Annotated in this window: 18 protein-coding genes; 15 read left to right on the top strand and 3 right to left on the bottom strand. The window is 70.7% G+C overall.

All coding sequences use genetic code 11. From position 1 onward, the window contains the following. Positions 1–65: 65 nt before the first annotated feature. A complete protein-coding gene (locus BS83_RS29565) occupies positions 66–626 on the top strand; it encodes an HIT family protein (RefSeq protein WP_198035326.1) in 561 nt (186 codons plus the stop codon). A gap of 67 nt (positions 627–693) precedes the next feature. Here BS83_RS29565 and BS83_RS29560 read toward each other — a convergent pair whose 3' ends face one another. Continuing rightward, positions 694–1185 carry a hypothetical protein gene (locus tag BS83_RS29560; RefSeq protein ID WP_157597363.1) on the bottom strand — a complete coding sequence of 164 codons (492 nt, stop codon included), beginning with the start codon at positions 1183–1185 and terminating at the stop codon, positions 694–696. 216 nt (positions 1186–1401) lie between these two features. On the opposite strand from BS83_RS29560, the gene BS83_RS29555 reads away from it, so the two are divergent. Then, positions 1402–2433 (top strand): L,D-transpeptidase, encoded by a 1032-nt coding sequence (locus BS83_RS29555; protein WP_051944291.1) that lies wholly within the window; start codon positions 1402–1404, stop codon positions 2431–2433. Positions 2434–2441: 8 nt separating this feature from the next. Here the strand turns inward: BS83_RS29555 and BS83_RS29550 are convergent, their stop codons facing one another. Continuing rightward, positions 2442–4073: a hypothetical protein gene (locus BS83_RS29550; RefSeq protein WP_051944289.1), complete on the bottom strand. Its 1632-nt coding sequence runs from the start codon at positions 4071–4073 to the stop codon at positions 2442–2444. 119 nt (positions 4074–4192) lie between these two features. On the opposite strand from BS83_RS29550, the gene BS83_RS29545 reads away from it, so the two are divergent. After that, the gene (locus BS83_RS29545; RefSeq protein ID WP_037610110.1) at positions 4193–4600 is read left to right on the top strand and encodes a thiol-disulfide oxidoreductase DCC family protein; all 408 of its coding nucleotides are present in this window, start codon (positions 4193–4195) and stop codon (positions 4598–4600) included. Between the two features lie 192 nt (positions 4601–4792). Here the strand turns inward: BS83_RS29545 and BS83_RS29540 are convergent, their stop codons facing one another. Next, positions 4793–6937 carry an elongation factor G-like protein EF-G2 gene (locus BS83_RS29540; RefSeq protein WP_037606501.1) on the bottom strand — a complete coding sequence of 715 codons (2145 nt, stop codon included), beginning with the start codon at positions 6935–6937 and terminating at the stop codon, positions 4793–4795. A 252-nt stretch (positions 6938–7189) separates the two neighbouring features. On the opposite strand from BS83_RS29540, the gene pgsA reads away from it, so the two are divergent. The 12 genes from pgsA (at position 7190) to BS83_RS29480 (ending at position 19683) form a co-directional block, all read left to right on the top strand. After that, complete coding sequence (gene pgsA / locus BS83_RS29535) at positions 7190–7858, top strand: phosphatidylinositol phosphate synthase (RefSeq protein WP_051944287.1); 669 nt, start codon at positions 7190–7192, stop codon at positions 7856–7858. After that, positions 7855–8805: a phosphatidylinositol mannoside acyltransferase gene (locus tag BS83_RS29530; protein ID WP_051944285.1), complete on the top strand. Its 951-nt coding sequence runs from the start codon at positions 7855–7857 to the stop codon at positions 8803–8805. Before pgsA ends, BS83_RS29530 begins: the two co-directional genes overlap by 4 nt. Then, positions 8802–9965 carry a glycosyltransferase family 4 protein gene (locus BS83_RS29525; RefSeq protein ID WP_037606499.1) on the top strand — a complete coding sequence of 388 codons (1164 nt, stop codon included), beginning with the start codon at positions 8802–8804 and terminating at the stop codon, positions 9963–9965. The genes BS83_RS29530 and BS83_RS29525 overlap by 4 nt, the downstream gene beginning before the upstream one ends. Positions 9966–10197: 232 nt before the next feature. Then, entirely contained in the window at positions 10198–10737 is a 540-nt protein-coding gene (locus tag BS83_RS29520) for a hypothetical protein (protein ID WP_084714299.1), read from the top strand. Positions 10738–10984: 247 nt separating this feature from the next. Further along, complete coding sequence (locus BS83_RS29515) at positions 10985–12820, top strand: ABC transporter substrate-binding protein (RefSeq protein ID WP_051944283.1); 1836 nt, start codon at positions 10985–10987, stop codon at positions 12818–12820. Positions 12821–12975: 155 nt separating this feature from the next. Next, on the top strand, positions 12976–14022 hold the full coding sequence (locus tag BS83_RS29510) for an ABC transporter ATP-binding protein (protein ID WP_037606497.1): 1047 nt from the start codon (positions 12976–12978) through the stop codon (positions 14020–14022). Next, a complete protein-coding gene (locus BS83_RS29505; protein WP_084714296.1) occupies positions 14019–15125 on the top strand; it encodes an ABC transporter ATP-binding protein in 1107 nt (368 codons plus the stop codon). The genes BS83_RS29510 and BS83_RS29505 overlap by 4 nt, the downstream gene beginning before the upstream one ends. Continuing rightward, entirely contained in the window at positions 15122–16069 is a 948-nt protein-coding gene (locus BS83_RS29500; RefSeq protein ID WP_051944281.1) for an ABC transporter permease, read from the top strand. Before BS83_RS29505 ends, BS83_RS29500 begins: the two co-directional genes overlap by 4 nt. 15 nt (positions 16070–16084) lie before the next feature. Next, on the top strand, positions 16085–17044 hold the full coding sequence (locus BS83_RS29495; RefSeq protein ID WP_037606496.1) for an ABC transporter permease: 960 nt from the start codon (positions 16085–16087) through the stop codon (positions 17042–17044). A 151-nt stretch (positions 17045–17195) separates the two neighbouring features. Then, complete coding sequence (pdxS, locus tag BS83_RS29490) at positions 17196–18110, top strand: pyridoxal 5'-phosphate synthase lyase subunit PdxS (protein WP_037606495.1); 915 nt, start codon at positions 17196–17198, stop codon at positions 18108–18110. A gap of 114 nt (positions 18111–18224) precedes the next feature. Beyond that, positions 18225–18854: a pyridoxal 5'-phosphate synthase glutaminase subunit PdxT gene (gene pdxT, locus BS83_RS29485; protein WP_037606494.1), complete on the top strand. Its 630-nt coding sequence runs from the start codon at positions 18225–18227 to the stop codon at positions 18852–18854. 70 nt (positions 18855–18924) lie between these two features. Beyond that, positions 18925–19683 (top strand): YebC/PmpR family DNA-binding transcriptional regulator, encoded by a 759-nt coding sequence (locus tag BS83_RS29480; protein WP_037606493.1) that lies wholly within the window; start codon positions 18925–18927, stop codon positions 19681–19683. The last annotated feature ends 33 nt before the right edge of the window (positions 19684–19716 follow it).

Raw genomic sequence — 19716 nt, 5'->3', positions numbered from 1 at the left:
CCGGTCCGATCCCGGATCGACGGTCGGTAGGGGAGGGCGGTCCCGTCGGGGCCGCCCTTCCGCCTATGCTGATCAGCATGACGACGGAGCCGGAGCAGCAGCACGGAGCGGGCATCCCCGACGGGTTCGGGCGCCTGTGGACCCCGCACCGGATGGCTTACATCCAGGGCGAGTCCAAGCCGACGGGCCCCGCGCCCGACGACGGCTGCCCGTTCTGCGCGATCCCGTCGATGAGCGACGAGGACGGCCTGATCGTCCGCCGCGGCGTCCAGGCCTACGCGGTGCTCAACAAGTACCCGTACAACGGCGGTCACTTGATGGCCGTCCCCTACCGGCACGTCGCCGACTACACCGACCTGACGCCCGAGGAGACGGTCGAGATCGCCGAGCTCACCAAGCAGGCGATGACCGCGCTGCGGGCCGCCTCCGGCGCGCACGGCTTCAACATCGGCATCAACCAGGGCAGCGCCGGTGGCGCGGGCATCGCCGCCCATCTGCACCAGCACGTGGTGCCGCGTTGGGGCGGCGACACCAACTTCATGCCGGTCGTGGGCAGCGTGAAGGTCCTCCCGCAGATGCTGGGCGACACCCGCAAGCTGATCGCCGACGCCTGGCCCGAGGTGTGAGCCGGTTCGTGCCACCCGGCCCCCTCCGGCGTCCGGCCGCGCACCTGATCGGGCGGGCGGCTCCTGGCTAGTCGATCCCGACCCTTCCGGGAGCGAGAACCTCCTCGATGATCAGGTCGATCAGGTGGAACGCCTCGTAGCGGGCTTCCGCTTCGTTGTGCGCCATGAGCGACATGCGCACCTTCGCGGTGTTCCCGACGACGGTCACGACCACATCGTTCCTGTCCCGCGGAAACAGCGTGCGGCACGCGTCGACCAGGAGCACGGCGAAGGACACGGCGTGACGATGCTCCAGGGGAGGCTCGAAGGAGACCTCGTCGGTGATCTGGAAGCAATGCGTGGTCGCGGCTGTGGCACGTGGCCCTGGCCGGGAGTCTTCCGGACTGCTCCGAGCGCCGTGGGCCGGTGCGTGGACGTCGCAGGCGCCGCTGCCGGGGGTGACGAGCCGGCGGGCACCGGATTCGAGCGCTGACGCGGCGGTCGGCGTGATGAGACCGCTGACGCAGACGGAGGCGGCGGTTGCGGCGATCACGAGGCCGAGGTTGATCGAAAATCTCATGATCATGTCGTACAGGACGGCGCCTGCCCACGGGCGGACGAACAGCGTCGGGCCACCCGATCGTGTCGCCCAGGTGGTCCGGCAGGCCCACTGCGTGCGGACGGGCTGTGCACCGCGGGGCCGCCGAGACACAGTTGTTGCAAACGGCAGGCAACCTCATGATCCCTCGGCGGCGTTCTAGCGGGTACTACCGCATTGCCTTCAGGGGGAACCGCCATGCTCGCCGTCTCGTCGTCACCTCGCCGCCCTGCCCGGAGCCGTGCCCGTCTGCTGGGGGTCGGACTGCTGGCCGGGGCCTGCGTCCTCGGCCTCGCGGGCTGCGGCACGCACAGCGCCACGCAGGTCGCCGCACCCGGCACGACCGCGCCCAGTCCGTCCGCCGGGACCGCGACGCCCAGCGGCGGCGGGACGTCGAGCGCGAGCGGCTCGCCCTCCCCGGCCGGCTCGCGCGGCCCCGAGCCCGCCGTGCTCGCCTCGGCGCGCCTCAACTTCGACGACGGCGCCAAGGTCGGCGTCGGCCTGCCGGTCTCGGTGACCTTCGACCGTCCGGTCCCCGACAGCCAGCGGCGCGCGGTCGAGGCCTGGCTGCGGGTGACCACCTCCAGCGGCGTCACCGGCGCCTGGAGCTGGATCACCGACCACAACCTCGGCCCCGGCCGGCGGGTGGACTTCCGGCCGACCGCGTACTGGACCCCCGGCACCACCGTCACGGTCGCCCTCGGCTCGCACGCGAGCCGCCACTTCACCGTCGCCCGCTCGCTCATCGCCACCGTCGACGTCTCCACCCACCAGATGACCGTCGTCGACGACGGAACCACCCACCGCATCCCCATCACCGCCGGGAAGCCAGGCCTGGACACCTGGGAGGGCACCATGGTGGTGATGGACAAGTCCCCGGCCGTCTACATGAACTCACAGACCGTCAACCTCGGGGACGCCTACCACGACTACTACTACTGGGCCTCGCACCTGACCGAGTCCGGCACCTACCTGCACCAGAACGCCCGCGCCGACACCTACGCGGGCAAGCAGAACGTCACCCACGGCTGCATCGGCCTGGCCGACGACGGCACCGCCAAGCGCTTCTACAACACGGTGATGGTCGGCGACGTCGTCACGGTCGTCGGCTCCACCGCCAAGCCGGTGGTGGCCACCGGCAACGGCTACGGCGACTGGAACCGCTCCTGGGCCCAGTGGCTCGCGAACAGCGCCCTGGGCCCCGTCAGCACGGCGGCCACGTCCTCCTGAGTCAGGGCTCAGTCCGCCTCGTAGACGTCCGCCTTGAACGGGCGGACGGTCTGCACCTCGGTGCTGAGGAACTGCGAGCGGGCGAGGAAGCGTTCGAGGTCGACGTCGTGGTCCGCGAGCATGTCCATGGTGGCGTCGTGGACCGCGCGCAGCACGGGGGTGGCGACCCGGATCGCGTCGTCGGCCATGAAGCGGTGCGTCCACGGGCGGGTGGCCCAGGCCGGGCGGAGGCCGAAGGGCTCGGGCAGCTTCAGGGAGCCGCCCAGCCAGTTCAGCAGCCCCTGGTTCCAGGTGAACGGGGCTCGCACCGCAAGCCGGACGACCTCCATGTTGGTGACGATGGGGAGGACGACCGTCTTCTCCTCCCAGAACTTGCCGCTCTTCTGCACCTGCTTCTCCGGTGCCTTGGGCTTGGCGCTGAAGAGCGGCGGCAGCGGACCGAGCGCGTGACCGCTGATCTCTATGCGCAGCGTGTCCGAGAGCACGCTGACGCTGGTCATCAGCGTGATGATGAGCTGGCCGTTCCACAGCACGAACTGCGTGCCCAGGTAGTGCCGCGGACCCTCGCCGAAGCTCTGCTTGTTCGCCAGATCGGTGACCGCCGACCCGCGCATGCGGTCGCCGTCCATGTCCGGCCCGGTCGGGCGGGCGATCTCGTCGGCACCCTCGCCGATCGGCAGGACCACCCACTGGTCGACCATCACACCCGGGATGCCGCCCTTGTCGACGACGCTGCGCCCGAGCAGGTGCAGCCGCTCCTCGATCTTGCGGATCAGGTCGGAGTTGTGGAACGGGCGCATCTCCTTGTGGCCCTCGGCCGGGGTGAGCTGCTCGGCCAGCGACCACAGCGCCCAGCGTGGACCGAGGCCGAGAACGCCCTTGGTGCCGGCGTAGTGGACGACGTTGGTCTCCTGCTCGGCCAGCAGCTTGGCCAGCTGCTTCCGCTGGTTCTCCGCCTTGTGGTCGTCCGGGCCCTTCGGCACCGCGCCGGGCACCAGCGGTCCGGCCGCGCTGCCCTCCAGCAGCGCGCCCCAACGCGCGCGCAGCTTCTCGGCGTTGCCGAGGCAGATCCGCCGGGCCAGGTACCAGCCGACCAGCGGCACGATGGTCATGATCCGCAGGTACTGCCCCCACAGCCCGGTGACGTCGCCCGGGCGCCAGGCGAGCACCGCGGCGATCACCACGACCACGACGATGCCGAGGTTCTGGTACAGCTCCCGGTTCTTCTCCGGTGAACGGCGGGCGATCTCGAAAACCGCGAGCCAGAGCAGCGCGCCGGGCAGGAAGACCAGCCCGAAGACCAGGGCGACCAGGGTGAGCTGCTTGTCGCGCTGGTGGCGGACGTCCTCCGCCTCCAGGCAGTGCTCGACGACGATGCGCGGGGTGGCGCCGTAGGAGGGCACGATCGGCTTGCGCTTGGCGCCGAGGGTCCGGGCGATCACCGCCTCGCAGAAGGCCTCGCCGAGGTTGGGCGCGAGCAGCTTGATCTTGCCCGTCTTGTGCTTGATCTCCGGGTGGAGCGCGGCGAGCGGTTCGTAGTCGCCGTCGCGGTAGGCCATCGACGAGAGGGAGGTGGTCGCCCCCGAACTGGGGGACGGGTCGGTGCGCAGGATCTGCGGCCCGATTCCGTCATTCGTCACGGCGTTTCCTCCCTGAACGTCCGTCAACGGGCGTGCCCTGCCAGGGTATCGCTGTGGATCACGCCATGTCAGCGGGTTGGCGCAGTGCGCGCTCGGCGGGACCTGCGACAATGGTGCCCATGGAGATCACTGCGGGAACGCCGGTCCTGGTCTACGACGGCGACTGCGCCTTCTGCACGTCGTCCCTGCGGACGGCGGAGCGGGTTCTCGGCACGGACGGCTGGGCGTCGATCCCGTTCCAGTTCGCGGACCTCAACGCCCTGGGCAAGTTCACCGCGGGCGCGGTGACCCCGGACCGCGTCGAACGCGAGATCGTCTGGATCACCCCCTCCGGCCACGCCTACGGCGGCGCGGACGCCGCCGCCCGACTGCTGCTGCGCACGCAGCGTCTCCCGTGGAACCTCCTGGGCTCGTTCGCCCTCCTCCCCGGCGTCCGCCTCGGCATGGCCGCGCTCTACCGGCTCGTCGCCGCCAACCGCCACCGCCTCCCCGGCGGCACCCCCGCCTGCGCCCTGCCCCCGCGCTAGCCGCGCTCCACGACGCCGGGATCGTTGCACCACCACCAGGGGCGCGGGGAACTGCGCCGGCAACCACCCGGTGCGGACGGCCCTGTTCAGTGAGGACCATCCGCAGGTCCGTGGCTTGTCGCGCAGTTCCCCGCGCCCCTGAGGTGGTGCACCTGGCCCTCCGCTCAGGGGTTCGTGCCTCCGACGGTGCGACTACTTCTCGGCGGCCTTGAACACCTTCGTGGCGATCGATTCCGGCAGGGGCTCGTGCCGCGCGTACGCGCGGGTGAAGCTACCGCCGCCGTGGCTGAGGGAGCGGAGGTCGACGGCGTAGCGGACGATCTCCAGTTCCGGGACCTCCGCGTGGACGACCGTGCGGCCGCCCGAGCCGACAGGCTCCGTGCCGAGGACGCGGCCGCGGCGGCCGGAGAGGTCGCTGAGGACGTTTCCCACGTAGTCGTCGGGGACCAGGACGTGCACCTCGGCCACCGGCTCCAGGAGCCGGACGTTGCCCGTCGCCGCCTCGCGCAGTGCCAGCGCGCCCGCCGTCTGGAACGCCGCGTCAGAGGAGTCCACGGAGTGGGCCTTGCCGTCCAGCAGGGTGACCCTGACGTCGACCACCGGGAAGCCCGCCGCCACCCCGCGGGCCAGCTGGGCGCGGACGCCCTTCTCGACCGAGGGGATGAACTGCCGCGGCACCGCTCCGCCCACGACCTTGTCGACGAACTCGAACCCGCTGCCCGTCGGCAGCGGCTCGACCTGGATCTCGCAGATCGCGTACTGACCGTGGCCGCCGGACTGCTTGACGTGGCGGCCGCGCGCCGTCGTCGGCGCGGCGATGGTCTCGCGGAAGGGGACCACGTAGTCGACGGTGTCGATCTGCACGCCGAAGCGTCCGCGCAGGCGGTCCAGCAGGACGTCGGCGTGGGCCTCGCCCAGGCACCACAGCACCAGCTGGTGGGTCTCCTGGTTCTGCTCCAGGCGCAGGGTCGGGTCCTCCGCGCAGAGCCGGCCCAGGGCCTGCGAGAGCTTGTCCTCGTCCGCCTTGCTGTGCGCCGTGATGGCGACCGGCAGCAGCGGCTCAGGCAGGTCCCAGTGGCCGAGGCCGACCAGGCGGCCCGGCTGGCTGAGGGTGTCCTCGGTCGCACCGTGGGAGAGCTTCGCCACGCAGACGATGTCCCCGGCCACGGCCTGCGCGACCGGGCGCAGCGTCTTGCCGAAGGGCGAACTCAGCGCGCCGACGCGCTCGTCCACCTCGCCGACGTGCACCTGGCCGTCCGGCCGCAGCGTGCCGGAGAAGATCCGGCACAGGGTCAGCCGGCCGACGTACGGGTCGCTGGTGACCTTGAGCACCTGCGCCGCCAGTGGTCCCTCGGGGTCGCAGGCCAGGCCGGTCTCGCCGTCGGGGACCGGCATCGGGTGCTCGACGGGGGAGGGGAAGGCCGAGGTGATCAGCTCCAGCAGCTCCGCCGTGCCCAGGCCCTCGCGCGAGCCCTCCGCGGGCGGCATCGCCGCGAGCACCGGGTGGAAGTGGCCGCGGGCGACGGCGCTCTCCAGGTCGTCGATGACGGTCTTGGTGTCGATGGCCTCGCCGCCGAGGTAGCGGTCCATCAGGGACTCGTCCTCGCTCTCGGTGATGACCGCCTCGATCAGCTGCTCCCTGGCCGGGTCCACCTCGGCGGCCAGCTCCGCGTCGATGTCGCGCTCGATGCGCTTGCCGCTCGCGTAGTCGTAGGAGTGCCGGCTCAGCAGGCCGACCAGGCCGGATACGTGGCGCTCGCCGTCCGGTCCGAGGTCTCCCCAGCGCAGCGGGAGGTAGAGCGGCAGGACGGAGTCCGGCGACTCCGGCGCGAACGCCTCGCGGCAGCGCTCGACCGTGGCCGCGAAGTCGGCCTGGGGCGCGTCCAGCTTGGTGACCAGCAGCGCCCGGGGCATGTTCACGGCCGCGCACTCGTCCCACAGGCCGCGGGTGGCGCCGTCGATGGGCTCGTTCGCGGGGACCACGAAGAGCGCGGCGTCAGCGGCCCGCAGCCCGGCGCGCAGCTCGCCGGTGAAGTCGGCGTAGCCGGGCGTGTCCAGCAGGTTGATCTTGAATCCCGCGTGTTCCAGCGGGACGAGGGAGAGTTGGACCGAGCGCTGCGTGCGGTGCTCGATCTCGTCGTAGTCGGAGACGGTCGTGCCGTCCTGCACCCGCCCGGCCCGGTTGATCGCCCCGGTGGCCAGGGCGAGGGTCTCGGCGATCGTGGTCTTTCCCGCACCGCTGTGGCCGACCAGCACCACGTTCCTGATCTGTTCGGGCCGGTCGGCCGACGGCGCCCTGCCGGCGGCTCCCGCTGGTGTGTGCTGCCTCTCGCCCATGATCCTTATCTCCTCCCGCGTGCGCGCTGCAGAGACGCCACGGGGCCGCGCCGGGTGAATCCGGAAGCCGGAATGTGACGTCGGTCACCCGCGGTACTTTGGAGCCTCCCACCGTGTTCGCCGCAGGTCCATACGCCGGTCAGGCTCAGTAGGCCCGATAGCATGGCGCACGACTGGACAATGTGCGCACGCCTCTTGTGGCAGCAGGAACGCGGCCTGGCCATCTCAGGAAACGGAGCGGTCGGCAGACCCATGCTCAACAAATACGCCCGAGCCTTCTTCACCCGCGTCTTCACGCCTCTCGCGGCCTTCCTGCTGCGCAAGGGCGTGAGCCCGGACGCGGTCACCCTGGTCGGCACCGCCGGGGTGGTGGCCGGAGCGCTGATCTTCTTCCCGCGCGGCAGCTTCTTCTGGGGCACCATCGTCATCACCGCCTTCGTCTTCTCCGACCTGGTCGACGGCAACATGGCCCGCCAGGCGGGACGCTCCGGGCCCTGGGGCGCCTTCCTGGACTCCACGCTGGACCGCGTCGCCGACAGCGCGATCTTCGGCGGCATCGCCATGTGGTACGCGGGCAACGGCGACAACCTGCTGCTCTGCGCCGTGGCGCTGTTCTGCCTGGCCAGCGGCCAGGTGGTCTCCTACACCAAGGCGCGCGCGGAGAGTCTTGGCCTCAAGTGTGACGTCTCGGGCCTGGTCGAGCGCGCCGAGCGGCTGGTCGGCACCCTGGTCGCGGCCGGCCTGGCCGGGCTGCACCAGTTCGGCGTGCCCGGCATCCAGTGGCTGCTGCCGATCGCCCTGTGGGCCGTAGCGGCGGGCAGCCTGGTCACCTGCTTCCAGCGAATCCTCACCGTCCGACGCGAGGCGGCCGAGCTGGTCGCGCTGAATCCGACCACCGGGACAGGGGAGACCGTGCAGTGAAGGAGCAGCTGACCTACGCCGCGTACGCGACCGGCTGGGGCCTGGTGAAGCGCCTGCCCGAGCCCGCCGCCGACGCGCTCTTCGCGCGGATCGCCGACGTCGCCTGGAGGCGACGGGGCAAGAGCGTGCTGCGGCTCGAGTCCAACCTGCGCCGGGTCCGTCCCGAGCTGGACGACCCGGCGATCCGCCGGCTCAGCCGCGAGGGCATGCGGTCCTACCTGCGCTACTGGTGCGAGTCCTTCCGGATGCCGGTCTGGAGCCAGGACAAGGTCACCGCCTCGTTCGACCCCGCGCACATCGAGCGGCTGGACGACACGCTCGCCTCCGGCCGCGGCGTGATCCTGGCGCTGCCGCACATGGGCAACTGGGACCTGGCGGGGGCCTGGGTGGTGGCCCGCGGCTACCCGTTCACCACGGTCGCCGAGCGGCTGAAGCCGGAGAAGCTGTTCGACGCCTTCGTCGCCTACCGCGAGGGGCTGGGCATGGAGGTGCTGCCGCTGACCGGCGGCGCCAACACGCTGGCCACGCTGGCCAAGCGGCTGCGTGCGGGCAAGCTGGTCTGCCTGGTCGGCGACCGCGACCTGTCCGCCTCCGGAGTCGAGGTCCAGTTCCAGGGCGCGGCGACGCGGATGCCGGCCGGTCCGGCCGCGCTCGCCCAGCAGACGGGGGCCGCGCTGCTGCCGGTCACCCTCTGGTACGACGGGACGAAGACCATGAAGGGCTGCGTCCACGAGGAGATCCAGGTCCCCGAGCACGGCAGCCGCCGCGAGAAGACCGCGGCGATGACCCAGGCCATGGCCGACGTCTGGGCCGAGGGCGTGCGCGAGCACGCGAAGGACTGGCACATGCTGCAGCGTTTCTGGCTCGCCGACCTCGAGCCGCGCGAGCCGGTGGAACCGCGTGAACCGCTCGACCCGCCCACCGAAGCCGTGGAGGCCCAGGCGTGAGAATCGGCATCGTCTGCCCCTACGCCTGGGACGTCCCCGGCGGCGTCCAGTTCCACGTCCGCGACCTCGCCGAGCACCTGATCGGCCTCGGCCACGAGGTCTCCGTGCTGGCCCCGGCCGACGACGACACCCCCCTGCCGCCGTACGTCACCTCGGCGGGCCGCGCGGTCCCGGTGCCCTACAACGGCTCGGTGGCCCGGCTGAACTTCGGCTTCCTCTCCGCCGCGCGGGTCCGGCGCTGGCTGCACGAGGGCCGCTTCGAGGTCCTGCACATCCACGAACCGGCCACCCCGAGCCTCTCGCTGCTCGCCTGCTGGGCCGCGTCCGGCCCCATCGTGGCCACCTTCCACACCTCCAACCCGCGGTCGCGGGCGATGATCGCGGCGGAGCCGATCCTGCAGCCGGCGCTGGAGAAGATCTCCGCGCGGATCGCGGTGAGCGAGTACGCCCGCACGACCTTGGTCGAGCATCTGGGTGGCGACGCGGTGGTCATCCCCAACGGGGTGGACGTGGGGTTCTTCTCGAGCGCGGAGCCCCGCCCCGAGTGGCAGGGGGAGACGATCGGCTTCGTCGGCCGGATCAACGAGCCGAGGAAGGGTCTGCCGACCCTGCTGGAGGCTCTCCCGGCGATCCTGGCGGAGCGCCCGGCGGTCCGGCTGCTGGTCGCCGGCAAGGGCGACGAGGAGGAGGCGGTCAAGGACCTGCCGCAGGCGGTCAGGGACCGGATCACCTTCCTCGGCATGGTCTCCGACGAGGAGAAGGCACGTCTGCTGCGGAGCGTCACGCTGTACGTGGCGCCGAACACCGGCGGCGAGAGCTTCGGCATCATCCTGGTCGAGGCGCTGTCGGCGGGCGCGCCGGTGGTCGCCAGCGATCTGGACGCCTTCCGGCAGGTGCTGGACGGCGGTTCGAGCGGCGAGCTCTTCCCGGTGGAGGACGCGTCCGCGCTGGCGGAGGTCACCCTGCGGCTGTTGGGCGACCCGAAGCGGCGCGAGGCGCTGAGCGACACGGGCTCGCGTCACGTCCGCCGTTTCGACTGGTCCACGGTGGGCGCGGACATCCTGGCCGTCTACGAAACCGTCACCCAGGGCGCGGCCGCGGTCACCGACCTCGAGCCCTCCTCCACCTGGCGCACCCGCCTCGGCCTCGCCCGCGACTAGCCTCCCGACAAAGGGTCAGTTGCACCCCAGGGGCGCGAGGAACTGCGCGACAAGCCACCCGCGTGCGGTGGGTCCGCATCCAGCAGGGCCGTCCGCCCCGGGTGGTTTCTCGCGCAGTTCCTCGCGCCCCTGGGGTACTGCCTGGTTCCTCGCCGGCAGAACGCGCCCCTGGGGGTGCAACTGAATCGCGCCTCACTTCGAGCCCCGTACGGGGTGGATAGGGTCACCACTCGTGAGCACCTGGATCTGGATCGTCCTCGCCGTCGTCGCCGTCGGGCTGTACCTGAGTTGGACCGCGGGCCGGCTCGACCGGCTGCACGCGCGGATCGACGCCGCGCGGGCCGCGCTCGACGCGCAGCTGCTGCGGCGCGCCTCCGGCGCGCAGGAGTTGGCGACGTCCACGCTGCTGGACCCGGCGTCGTCGATCGTGCTGTACCAGGCGTCCCACGCCGCCAGGACCGCGTCGCCCGAGGCGCGGGAGGTGGCCGAGAGCGACCTCTCGCAGGCGCTGCGCGCCGTCTTCGCCGAGCAGGAGCAGGTGGACGAACTGGTCGCGCTGCCCGGTGGGCCGGAGGCCCTCGCGGATCTGGGGGAGGCGGTCCGCCGGGTGCCGATGGCGCGGCGCTTCCACAACGACTCCGTGCGCGCGGCGCGCGCCGTGAGGCGACACCGCATCGTCCGGCTGTTCCGGTTGGCGGGGCGCGCCCCGTTCCCGTTGGCCTTCGAGATGGACGACGAGGCCCCCACCACACTGGAGCGTGTCCGCACCTGAAGGGGTGTCATATGCAATCGATCAGATAACACCATGATTGCGATGGCTTCCGCGCTGTGGACAGAACCCACGTCGGCCAGGAGATTACTGACGGTGCCTCACAGGAGACACCGCGACGTCGTGGACCCAGAGCGGAGGCTCCGGCCATGGGGCAGGCATCCGTCTGCCCGGAGGCCGCCCTGTTCGACCGCCCCCACGGCGCCACTTGTGCATCGACATCTGTCCTCGATCGCAGGAGGCGCACCACATGGCCCGCAAGTCCCGCAGTCTGGCTGCCGGAGCCGTCATCGTCGGCCTCGCGCTCGCCGCCGCCGGATGTACGTCAAGCAGCAACAATCCCGGCCCGAAGCAGAGCGGCGCAGCTGACGCCAACGCAGCGAACGTCAACGCGGGCGGCACGCCCGCCAAGGGCGGAACGCTGAAGCTGGTCGGCAGCGGCGATGTCGACCACCTCGACACCGCCAGCGCGTACTACGCCGCGACGTACACCATCGAGCGTGCGTACTCCCGGCAGCTGTTCACCTATCCCGCGTCGACGGACTCGACCAAGGCGAACACCCTGGTCGCCGACCTCGCCACCGAGCTGCCGACCCAGGCGAACGGCGGCATCAGCGCCGACGGTCTGACCTACACGATCCACCTGCGTCCCGACGCGATGTGGAACACCACGCCCGCCCGCGCGATCACCGCGCAGGACGAGGTGCTGGGCATGAAGCGGCTCTGCAACCCGACGCCGAACGCGGTCGGCGCGCTGGGCTACTACGCGGGCGTGATCGCGGGCTTCAAGGAGTACTGCGACGGCTTCGCCAAGGTGAAGCCCACCATCGCGGACATCAAGACCTACATCACCGGCCACGACATCTCCGGCGTCACCGCCGTGGACGCGAACACGGTGAAATTCACGCTGGTCAAGCCGGCCAACGACTTCGTCAACATCCTGGCGATGCCGTTCTCCTCGCCCGCGCCGCAGGAGTACCTGGCGTACCTGCCGGACGACGCGAACTTCCGGTCCCACACGATCTCGGACGGCCCGTACCAGATCGTCTCGTACACGGCCAACCAGTCGATCAAGCTCGACCGGAACCCGGCCTGGACCAAGGCGTCCGACCCGGTCCGTGACGCCTACGTCGACCACATCCAGGTCACCGAGGGCCAGGACGAGGCCGCCGTCCAGCAGCAGATCCAGGCCGGCGCGGCGGACATGGAGTTCGACACCACGGTGCCGACCGCCAACGTCCCGGCGCTGAAGGCGACCAAGGACGCGCGCCTCGGCATCTACACCTCCGGGGTCAGCAACCCGTTCCTGATCTTCAACTTCCAGAGCCCCAACAGCAACAGCGCGCTGGCCAAGCCGGCCGTCCGGCAGGCGCTGGAGTACGCGGTCGACAAGGTCGCGCTGGGCCAGATCTACGGCGGTCCCTCGCTGAACACCCCGCTGGGCCAGATCATCCCGCCCGGCAGCGTCGGCTACGAGAAGTACGACCCGTACGCGACGCCCGACAGCAAGGGCGACCCGGCCAAGTGCAAGTCGATGCTGGCGGCGGCCGGTTACCCGAACGGCCTGGTGCTGAAGGACCTGGCCCGCAACTCGGGCAAGCACCCGGCGGTGGCCCAGTCCATCCAGGCCGACTTCAAGGCCTGCGGCGTCACCACCCAGATCATCTCGGTCTCGGGCGGCGACTACTACGGCAAGTACCTCAACGACCCGAAGTCGTCCGCGGCGGGCAACTGGGACATCAGTGAGCCCGGCTGGATCCCGGACTGGTTCGGCAACAACGGCCGCGCCACCATCCAGCCGCTCTTCGACGGCCGCGCCTACGGCCCGGGTTCCACCGACTGGGGCGACGTCAACGACGCGACCACCAACGCGCTGATCGACCAGGCGCTGGCCGCGCCCGACGCGACGGCCGCCGCGCCGATCTGGCACAAGGCCGACCAGCAGCTGATGTCCATCGCGGCGATCATCCCGTTCCAGTCGCAGAGCGACCCGGTGTTCCGGTCGGACCGGGTGCACAACGCCATCTTCGAGTCGTTCTCGCAGAGTTACGACGTCACCGAGGCGTGGCTCACCGGCGGCAGCTGACAGCGGTGAGGGCCCGGACGGAGGCGTCCTGGCCCACGCCACCCCGACCCGCCCGGCACGGTGACCCCGTGCCGGGCGGGTCCCGCAGGCCCACCCGGCCGTGATCCCCCCGGCTGGGTTCTCCGCACCGCCTGACTCCCCAGCTGTGAGGCGCGATGAAGCTTCTCGAGGTCTCGGACCTCCATGTGTCCTTCCGAACCGTCGACGGAGAAGTCCAGGCGGTTCGAGGGGTCTCCTTCGAACTGGACGCCGGCCAGACCCTCGGCATCGTCGGCGAGTCAGGATCGGGCAAGAGCGTCTGCACCCAGACGCTGCTCGGCCTCACCACCGGCGCCAAGGTCAGCGGCGGCGCCAGGTTCGCCGGCCAGGACCTGCTCACCATGGGCGAGCAGGAACTCCGCGAGCTGCGCGGCGCCCAGATGGCCGCGATCTTCCAGGACCCGCTCTCCAGCCTGCACCCGCTCTACAAGGTGGGCTGGCAGATCGTGGAGATGATCCGCGCCCACGAGCAGGTCGGCAAGGCCGTGGCCAGGCGTCGCGCGATCGACCTGCTCGGGATGGTCGGCATCCCGCAGCCCGAGCGCCGCGTGGACGACTACCCGCACCAGTTCTCCGGCGGCATGCGCCAGCGCGCGCTGATCGCCATGGCCCTGGCCCTCAACCCCAAGCTGGTCATCGCCGACGAGCCGACCACCGCGCTGGACGCCACCGTGCAGGCGCAGATCCTGGATCTGCTGCTCCGGCTCCAGCAGGAGAACGGCATGGCGCTGATCATGATCACCCACGACCTCGGGGTGATCGCCGGTCTGGCCGACGAGGTGCTGGTGATGTACGCGGGCCGGGCCGCCGAGCGGGCGGACCGCCGCGGACTCTACTACCGCCCTCACCACCCTTACACCAACGGCCTGTTGGAGTCGATCCCGTCCTCCAGCGCGGCCGGCGACCGGCTTCGGCCGATCAGCGGCCAGCCGCCGAGCCTGATCAGGCTGCCTTCGGGTTGCGCCTTCCACCCGCGCTGCGCCTTCGCGATGGACCGGTGCAGCCAGGAGCAGCCCGATCTGCAGCCCGTCGACGACGGCGAGGGCCACACCTCCGCCTGCTGGCTGCCCGGCCATCTGCTGGGCGCGTCGGAGGAGGCCAAGGAGGGACGCCGCGCGGCCAGTGCGCTCGGCAGGACGGCACTTCAGGGAGGCGCGGCATGACCGACGACCAGTCACCCACGGTTCCCTCCATGCGGAAGGAGGCGTCGCCGCGCGACGTCTCCGAGCCGCTGGTCGAGATACGCGACGCGGTCAAGTACTTCCCGATCAAGCAGGGCATCATCTTCAAGCGCGAGATCGGCAGGGTCCACGCCGTCGAGGGCGTCAACCTCCAGGTGCGGCGCGGCGAGACGCTGGGCCTGGTCGGCGAGACCGGATGCGGGAAGTCCACGCTGGCGCGCTGCATCACCCGGCTGCACGAACTCACCTCCGGGCAGATCGTGTTCGAGGGCGACGACATCACCAGGCTGAGCCGGACCCAGGTCAGGCCCTACCGGCGCCGGATGCAGATGATCTTCCAGGACCCCTACGGCTCGCTCAACCCGCGCCGCCGGGTCGGCTCGATCATCGGCGACCCCTTCGCCATCCACGACGAGGGGGAGCGCGGCGAGCGCAAGGGCAAGGTCCAAGAGCTGATGGAGCTCGTGGGCCTCAACCCCGAGCACTACAACCGGTTCCCCGCCGACTTCTCCGGCGGCCAGCGGCAGCGCATCGGCGTCGCGCGCGCGCTCGCGCTGCGGCCCAGCCTGATCGTCGCCGACGAGCCGGTCTCCGCCCTGGACGTGTCGATCCAGGCGCAGGTCATCAACCTGCTCGACGACCTGCAGCACGAGTTCGGCCTCACCTACGTGTTCATCAGCCACGACCTGTCCGTGGTACGGCACGTGAGCGACCGGATCGCGGTGATGTACCTCGGGCAGGTGGTGGAGCTGGCCGACTCGGAGGACCTGCACAGCAGTCCGCGCCACCCTTACACCAACGCCCTGCTCTCGGCGGCCTCCGTGGCCGACCCCGACCAGTCCGCGGCCCGGCAGCGGATCGTGCTGGCCGGCGACGTGCCCTCGCCGATCAACCCGCCGACCGGCTGCCGCTTCCACCCGCGCTGCCCCAAGGCGCAGTTGGTCTGCGTGGAGCAGGCCCCGCCGCTGGTCGCCCGTGCGGGCGACCCGGACTCGCACCTGACGGCCTGTCACTTCCCGGTCGAGCCGGGTGAGGACCTGACCCGGGTGACCGCGACCATCCCCGAGGAGGAGCGCGCCTCATGAGTGCCGACACGGCTCTTACGCCGACCGCCGGTGCCGAGTCCCCCAGCGCAACGGGCATCGAGGGGCGCAGCCCCTGGCAGCTCGCCTGGCTGCACCTGCGCAAGGACCGGGCCGCGATGATCTCCGCCGTCTTCATCCTGCTGCTGGTGGTGGTCGCGCTCAGCGCTCCGCTGCTGGCCCATCTGATCGGCTACGGCCCGGCCGACCAGGACCGCGACCACGGGATCACCGTCGACGGTCTGCCCGTCGCCCCGAACGGCCGCCACCTGCTGGGCACCGACAACCTCGGCCGCGACATCCTGGTCCGCGTCATCTACGGCAGCCGGATCTCGCTGCTGGTCGGCGTCGCCTCGACGCTGATGGCGATCGCCATCGGCGTGCTGGTGGGCCTGGCCGCCGGGTACTTCGGCGGAGCGGTGGACAGCTTCCTGTCCCGGGCGATGGACGTGGTGCTCTCCTTCCCCTTCCTGCTGTTCGCGATCGCCCTGGTCTCGATCTACGGCAGCAGCCTCGCGCTGTCCGTCTTCGTCATCGCCTTCTTCTCCTGGGCGGCGGTCGGGCGCATCGTGCGCGGGCAGACGCTCTCCATCAGGGAGAAGGAGTACATCGAGTCGGCGCGCTCGCTCGGCGCGGGCGACCTGCGGATCATGTTCGTCGACGTGCTGCCCAATCTGCTCGCCCCGGTGATCGTCTACACCACGCTGCTGATCCCGATCGCCGTCGTCTTCGAGGCGACGCTGTCGTTCCTCGGACTCGGCGTCCCGCTGCCGACCCCGACCTGGGGCAACATGCTCAGCGACTCGCAGGACTTCTACCAGGTCGCCTGGTGGTTCCCGCTCTTCCCCGGACTGGCGCTGCTGCTGACGACGCTGGCCTTCAACCTGCTCGGGGACGGGGTCCGCGACGCGCTGGACCCGCGCGCCGGGCGTCTGTTCCAGGACTGAGCGGGAGGCTCGACGATGCTGCGGTACCTCATCCGACGGCTGCTCTCCGGAGTCCTGGTGCTCTGGCTGATCAGCCTGTTCACCTTCGGGATCTTCTTCGTGGCCCCGAACAACGTGGCCCGGCAGATCTGCGGACGGCTCTGCTCCGCGCAGCAGGTCCAGCTGGTCAGCCAGCAGTTGGGCCTGGACCAGCCGCTCCAGGTCCAGTACTGGCACTTCCTCGACCGGCTGGTGCACGGCAATCTCGGCTACTCGTACTACAACTCCGAGCCGGTCGCCAAGCTGCTCTCGAACGCCCTGCCGCCCACCCTCTCCCTGGCTCTGGGCGCCTCGGTGCTCTGGCTGATCGGCGGGGTCTCCCTCGGTGTGCTCTCGGCCCTGCGGCCGCGGACGCTGCTGGACCGCGGGGGCACGATCTTCGCGCTGATCGGCGTCTCGATGCCCTCGTTCCTGATCGGCATCCTGCTGCTGAACGTCCTCTTCTTCCGGCTGACCGTGGCCGGGCTCGCCTGGTTCCCGCCGAGCGGCTACGTCGGGATCACCGACGACCCGCTGGAGTGGGCGCACCACCTGCTGCTGCCCTGGTTCGCGCTGGCCTTCATCACCGCCGCCACCTACGTCCGGCTCACCCGCAGCCAGATGCTGGAGGTGCTGGGGGAGGACTACATCCGGACGGCCAGGTCCAAAGGCCTGCCCAAGCGCCGGGTCACCGTCCGGCATGCGCTGCGGGCGGCGCTCACGCCGGCGGTGACGCAGTTCGGCATCGACCTCGCCGGGCTGCTCGGCGGCGCGATCGTGACCGAGCGGATCTTCGGTCTGCCCGGGCTCGGTCAGCTCGCCGTCATCTCCGTCACCCGGGAGGATCAGCCGGTGGTCATCGCCACGGTGCTGCTGGCGGCGGTCTTCATCGTCGTGGCCAACATCGTCGTGGACCTTCTCTACGCGGTGCTCGACCCGCGGGTCAGGCTCAGCTGACGTACGTTACGCACTCGAACGGCCCGGCGGGGTACTACGGAGTGGAGGAGTCCGTGGTGCCCCGCTGGACCGGGTGGAGCATCGGATAAGGTCGATACGGGCCTACCATTGGGCTTATCGCACCGAATCCGCGTCTTCAGTGAGGTCATTCGTGTCCACCAACACCCCCTTCACCTCCGACCAGCCTGCCGTCGGCACCGCCCGCGTCAAGCGTGGCATGGCCGAGCAGCTCAAGGGCGGTGTGATCATGGACGTGGTCAACGCCGAGCAGGCGAAGATCGCCGAGGACGCGGGCGCCGTGGCCGTCATGGCCCTGGAGCGCGTCCCCGCCGACATCCGCAAGGACGGCGGCGTGGCCCGCATGTCGGACCCGAACATGATCGAGGAGATCATCGGCGCGGTCTCGATCCCGGTCATGGCCAAGTCGCGTATCGGCCACTTCGTCGAGGCCCAGGTGCTGCAGGCGCTCGGCGTCGACTACATCGACGAGTCCGAGGTGCTCACCCCGGCCGACGAGGTCAACCACTCGGACAAGTTCGCCTTCACCACCCCGTTCGTCTGCGGCGCCACCAACCTGGGCGAGGCGCTGCGCCGCATCGCCGAGGGTGCGGCCATGATCCGCTCCAAGGGCGAGGCCGGCACCGGCAACGTGGTCGAGGCCGTCCGCCACCTGCGTCAGATCAAGGGCGAGATCGCCAAGCTGCGCGGCTGCGACAACAACGAGCTCTACGCCGCGGCCAAGGAGCTGCGCGCCCCGTACGAGCTGGTCGCCGAGGTCGCCGAGCTGGGCAAGCTCCCCGTCGTGCTCTTCTCCGCGGGCGGCGTGGCCACCCCGGCCGACGCCGCGCTGATGCGTCAGCTGGGCGCCGAGGGCGTCTTCGTCGGCTCCGGCATCTTCAAGTCGGGCGACCCGGCCAAGCGCGCCGCCGCCATCGTGAAGGCCACCACCTTCTACGACGACCCGAAGATCATCGCGGACGCCTCCCGCAACCTGGGCGAGGCCATGGTCGGCATCAACTGCGACACCCTGCCCGAGACCGAGCGCTACGCCAACCGCGGCTGGTAATCCCCGCTCGTCCCGTGTGGTAGCCCCGTCCCCGCTTGGGGCGGGGCTCCCTCCGTTCACCCCTACCCGCGCCGGTTCCCCGGACTTTCGAGCAGTCAAGAAGAGGTCGTCCCCGTGTCCAGCTCCACCCCCGTCGTCGGTGTCCTCGCCCTCCAGGGCGACGTGCGCGAGCACCTGGTCGCGCTGGCCGAGGCCGACGCGCTGGCGCGCCCCGTCCGCCGTCCCGAGGAGCTGGCGGAGGTCGACGCGCTGGTCATCCCCGGCGGCGAGTCCACCACCATGTCCAAGCTGGCGCTGCTCTTCGGCGTGATGGAGCCGCTGCGCGCCCGCGTCGCCGCCGGCATGCCGGTCTACGGGACCTGCGCCGGCATGATCATGCTGGCGGACAAGATCCTCGACGGCCGCGACGACCAGGAGACGGTCGGCGGCATCGACATGGTCGTGCGCCGCAACGCCTTCGGGCGGCAGAACGAGTCCTTCGAGCAGGGCGTCGACTTCGCCGGCCTGTCCGAGTCCGGCGGTCCGGTGCACGGGGTCTTCATCCGCGCCCCCTGGGTCGAGTCGGTCGGCGAGGGCGTCGAGGTCCTGGCCGCGCTGTACAAGGGCACTGACGCCGAGCACGTGGTGGCGGTCCGTCAGGGCAACCTGCTGGCGACCTCGTTCCATCCGGAGCTGACCGGCGACCACCGCGTGCACGCGTATTTCGTGGACATGGTCCGCGCCGCCGGCTCGCACAGCGAGTGACCTGGCCGGTGACGGTAGGATCTGATCCGTTCGTTCACTTCCACCTGGTGCTGTTTTAAGGAGCAACTCGATGTCCGGCCACTCCAAGTGGGCTACCACCAAGCACAAGAAGGCCGTCATCGACGCGAAGCGCGGCAAGCTCTTCGCCAAGATGATCAAGAACATCGAGGTGGCGGCCCGCACCGGCGGTGGCGACCCCGCCGGTAACCCGACCCTCTACGACGCCATCCAGAAGGCGAAGAAGAGCTCGGTCCCGATCGACAACATCAACCGCGCCGTCAAGCGCGGCTCCGGTGCGGAGGCCGGCGGCGCCGACTACGCGACCATCATGTACGAGGGCTACGGCCCCAACGGCGTGGCGGTCCTGATCGAGTGCCTCACCGACAACCGCAACCGCGCCGCGTCCGACGTCCGCGTCGCGATGACCCGCAACGGCGGCAGCATGGCCGACCCGGGCTCGGTCTCGTACATGTTCAGCCGCAAGGGCGTCATCGTCGTCCCCAAGGCCGAGAAGGTCGACGAGGACCGGGTCATGGAGGTCACCCTCGAGGCCGGCGCGGAGGACGTCACCGACATCGGCGACGCCTTCGAGGTCCAGACCGAGGCGTCCGACATGGTCGCGGTCCGCACGGCGCTGGTCGACGCGGGCATCGACTACGACTCGGCCGAGGCCAACTTCGTCCCCTCCGTCCAGGTCCAGCTGGACGCGGACGGCGCGCGCAAGATCTTCAAGCTGATCGACGCGCTCGAGGACAGCGACGACGTCCAGAACGTCTTCGCCAACTTCGACCTCACCCCCGAGGTCGAGGCCGAGCTCGACGCCGAGTAGGGCTTACAGCAGCGGGTCAGTTGCACCGCCTCA

Origin of the sequence: Streptacidiphilus rugosus AM-16, from assembly GCF_000744655.1 — a bacterium.
In the GTDB taxonomy this organism is placed as follows: domain Bacteria; phylum Actinomycetota; class Actinomycetes; order Streptomycetales; family Streptomycetaceae; genus Streptacidiphilus; species Streptacidiphilus rugosus.
Note: the sequence above shows the minus strand (reverse complement) of the source record. Positions and strands in the feature narration are given on the sequence as shown.

Coding starts and splice junctions, on each gene's coding strand:
- BS83_RS29505 (WP_084714296.1), top strand. CDS start 14,019: ATGACCGACGACCAGTCACCCACGGTTCCCTCCATGCGGAAGGAGGCG.
- BS83_RS29500 (WP_051944281.1), top strand. CDS start 15,122: ATGAGTGCCGACACGGCTCTTACGCCGACCGCCGGTGCCGAGTCCCCC.
- BS83_RS29560 (WP_157597363.1), bottom strand. CDS start 1,185: ATGAGATTTTCGATCAACCTCGGCCTCGTGATCGCCGCAACCGCCGCC.
- BS83_RS29480 (WP_037606493.1), top strand. CDS start 18,925: ATGTCCGGCCACTCCAAGTGGGCTACCACCAAGCACAAGAAGGCCGTC.
- pgsA (WP_051944287.1), top strand. CDS start 7,190: ATGCTCAACAAATACGCCCGAGCCTTCTTCACCCGCGTCTTCACGCCT.
- BS83_RS29510 (WP_037606497.1), top strand. CDS start 12,976: ATGAAGCTTCTCGAGGTCTCGGACCTCCATGTGTCCTTCCGAACCGTC.
- BS83_RS29540 (WP_037606501.1), bottom strand. CDS start 6,937: ATGGGCGAGAGGCAGCACACACCAGCGGGAGCCGCCGGCAGGGCGCCG.
- BS83_RS29545 (WP_037610110.1), top strand. CDS start 4,193: ATGGAGATCACTGCGGGAACGCCGGTCCTGGTCTACGACGGCGACTGC.
- BS83_RS29495 (WP_037606496.1), top strand. CDS start 16,085: ATGCTGCGGTACCTCATCCGACGGCTGCTCTCCGGAGTCCTGGTGCTC.
- BS83_RS29555 (WP_051944291.1), top strand. CDS start 1,402: ATGCTCGCCGTCTCGTCGTCACCTCGCCGCCCTGCCCGGAGCCGTGCC.
- BS83_RS29515 (WP_051944283.1), top strand. CDS start 10,985: ATGGCCCGCAAGTCCCGCAGTCTGGCTGCCGGAGCCGTCATCGTCGGC.
- BS83_RS29565 (WP_198035326.1), top strand. CDS start 66: ATGCTGATCAGCATGACGACGGAGCCGGAGCAGCAGCACGGAGCGGGC.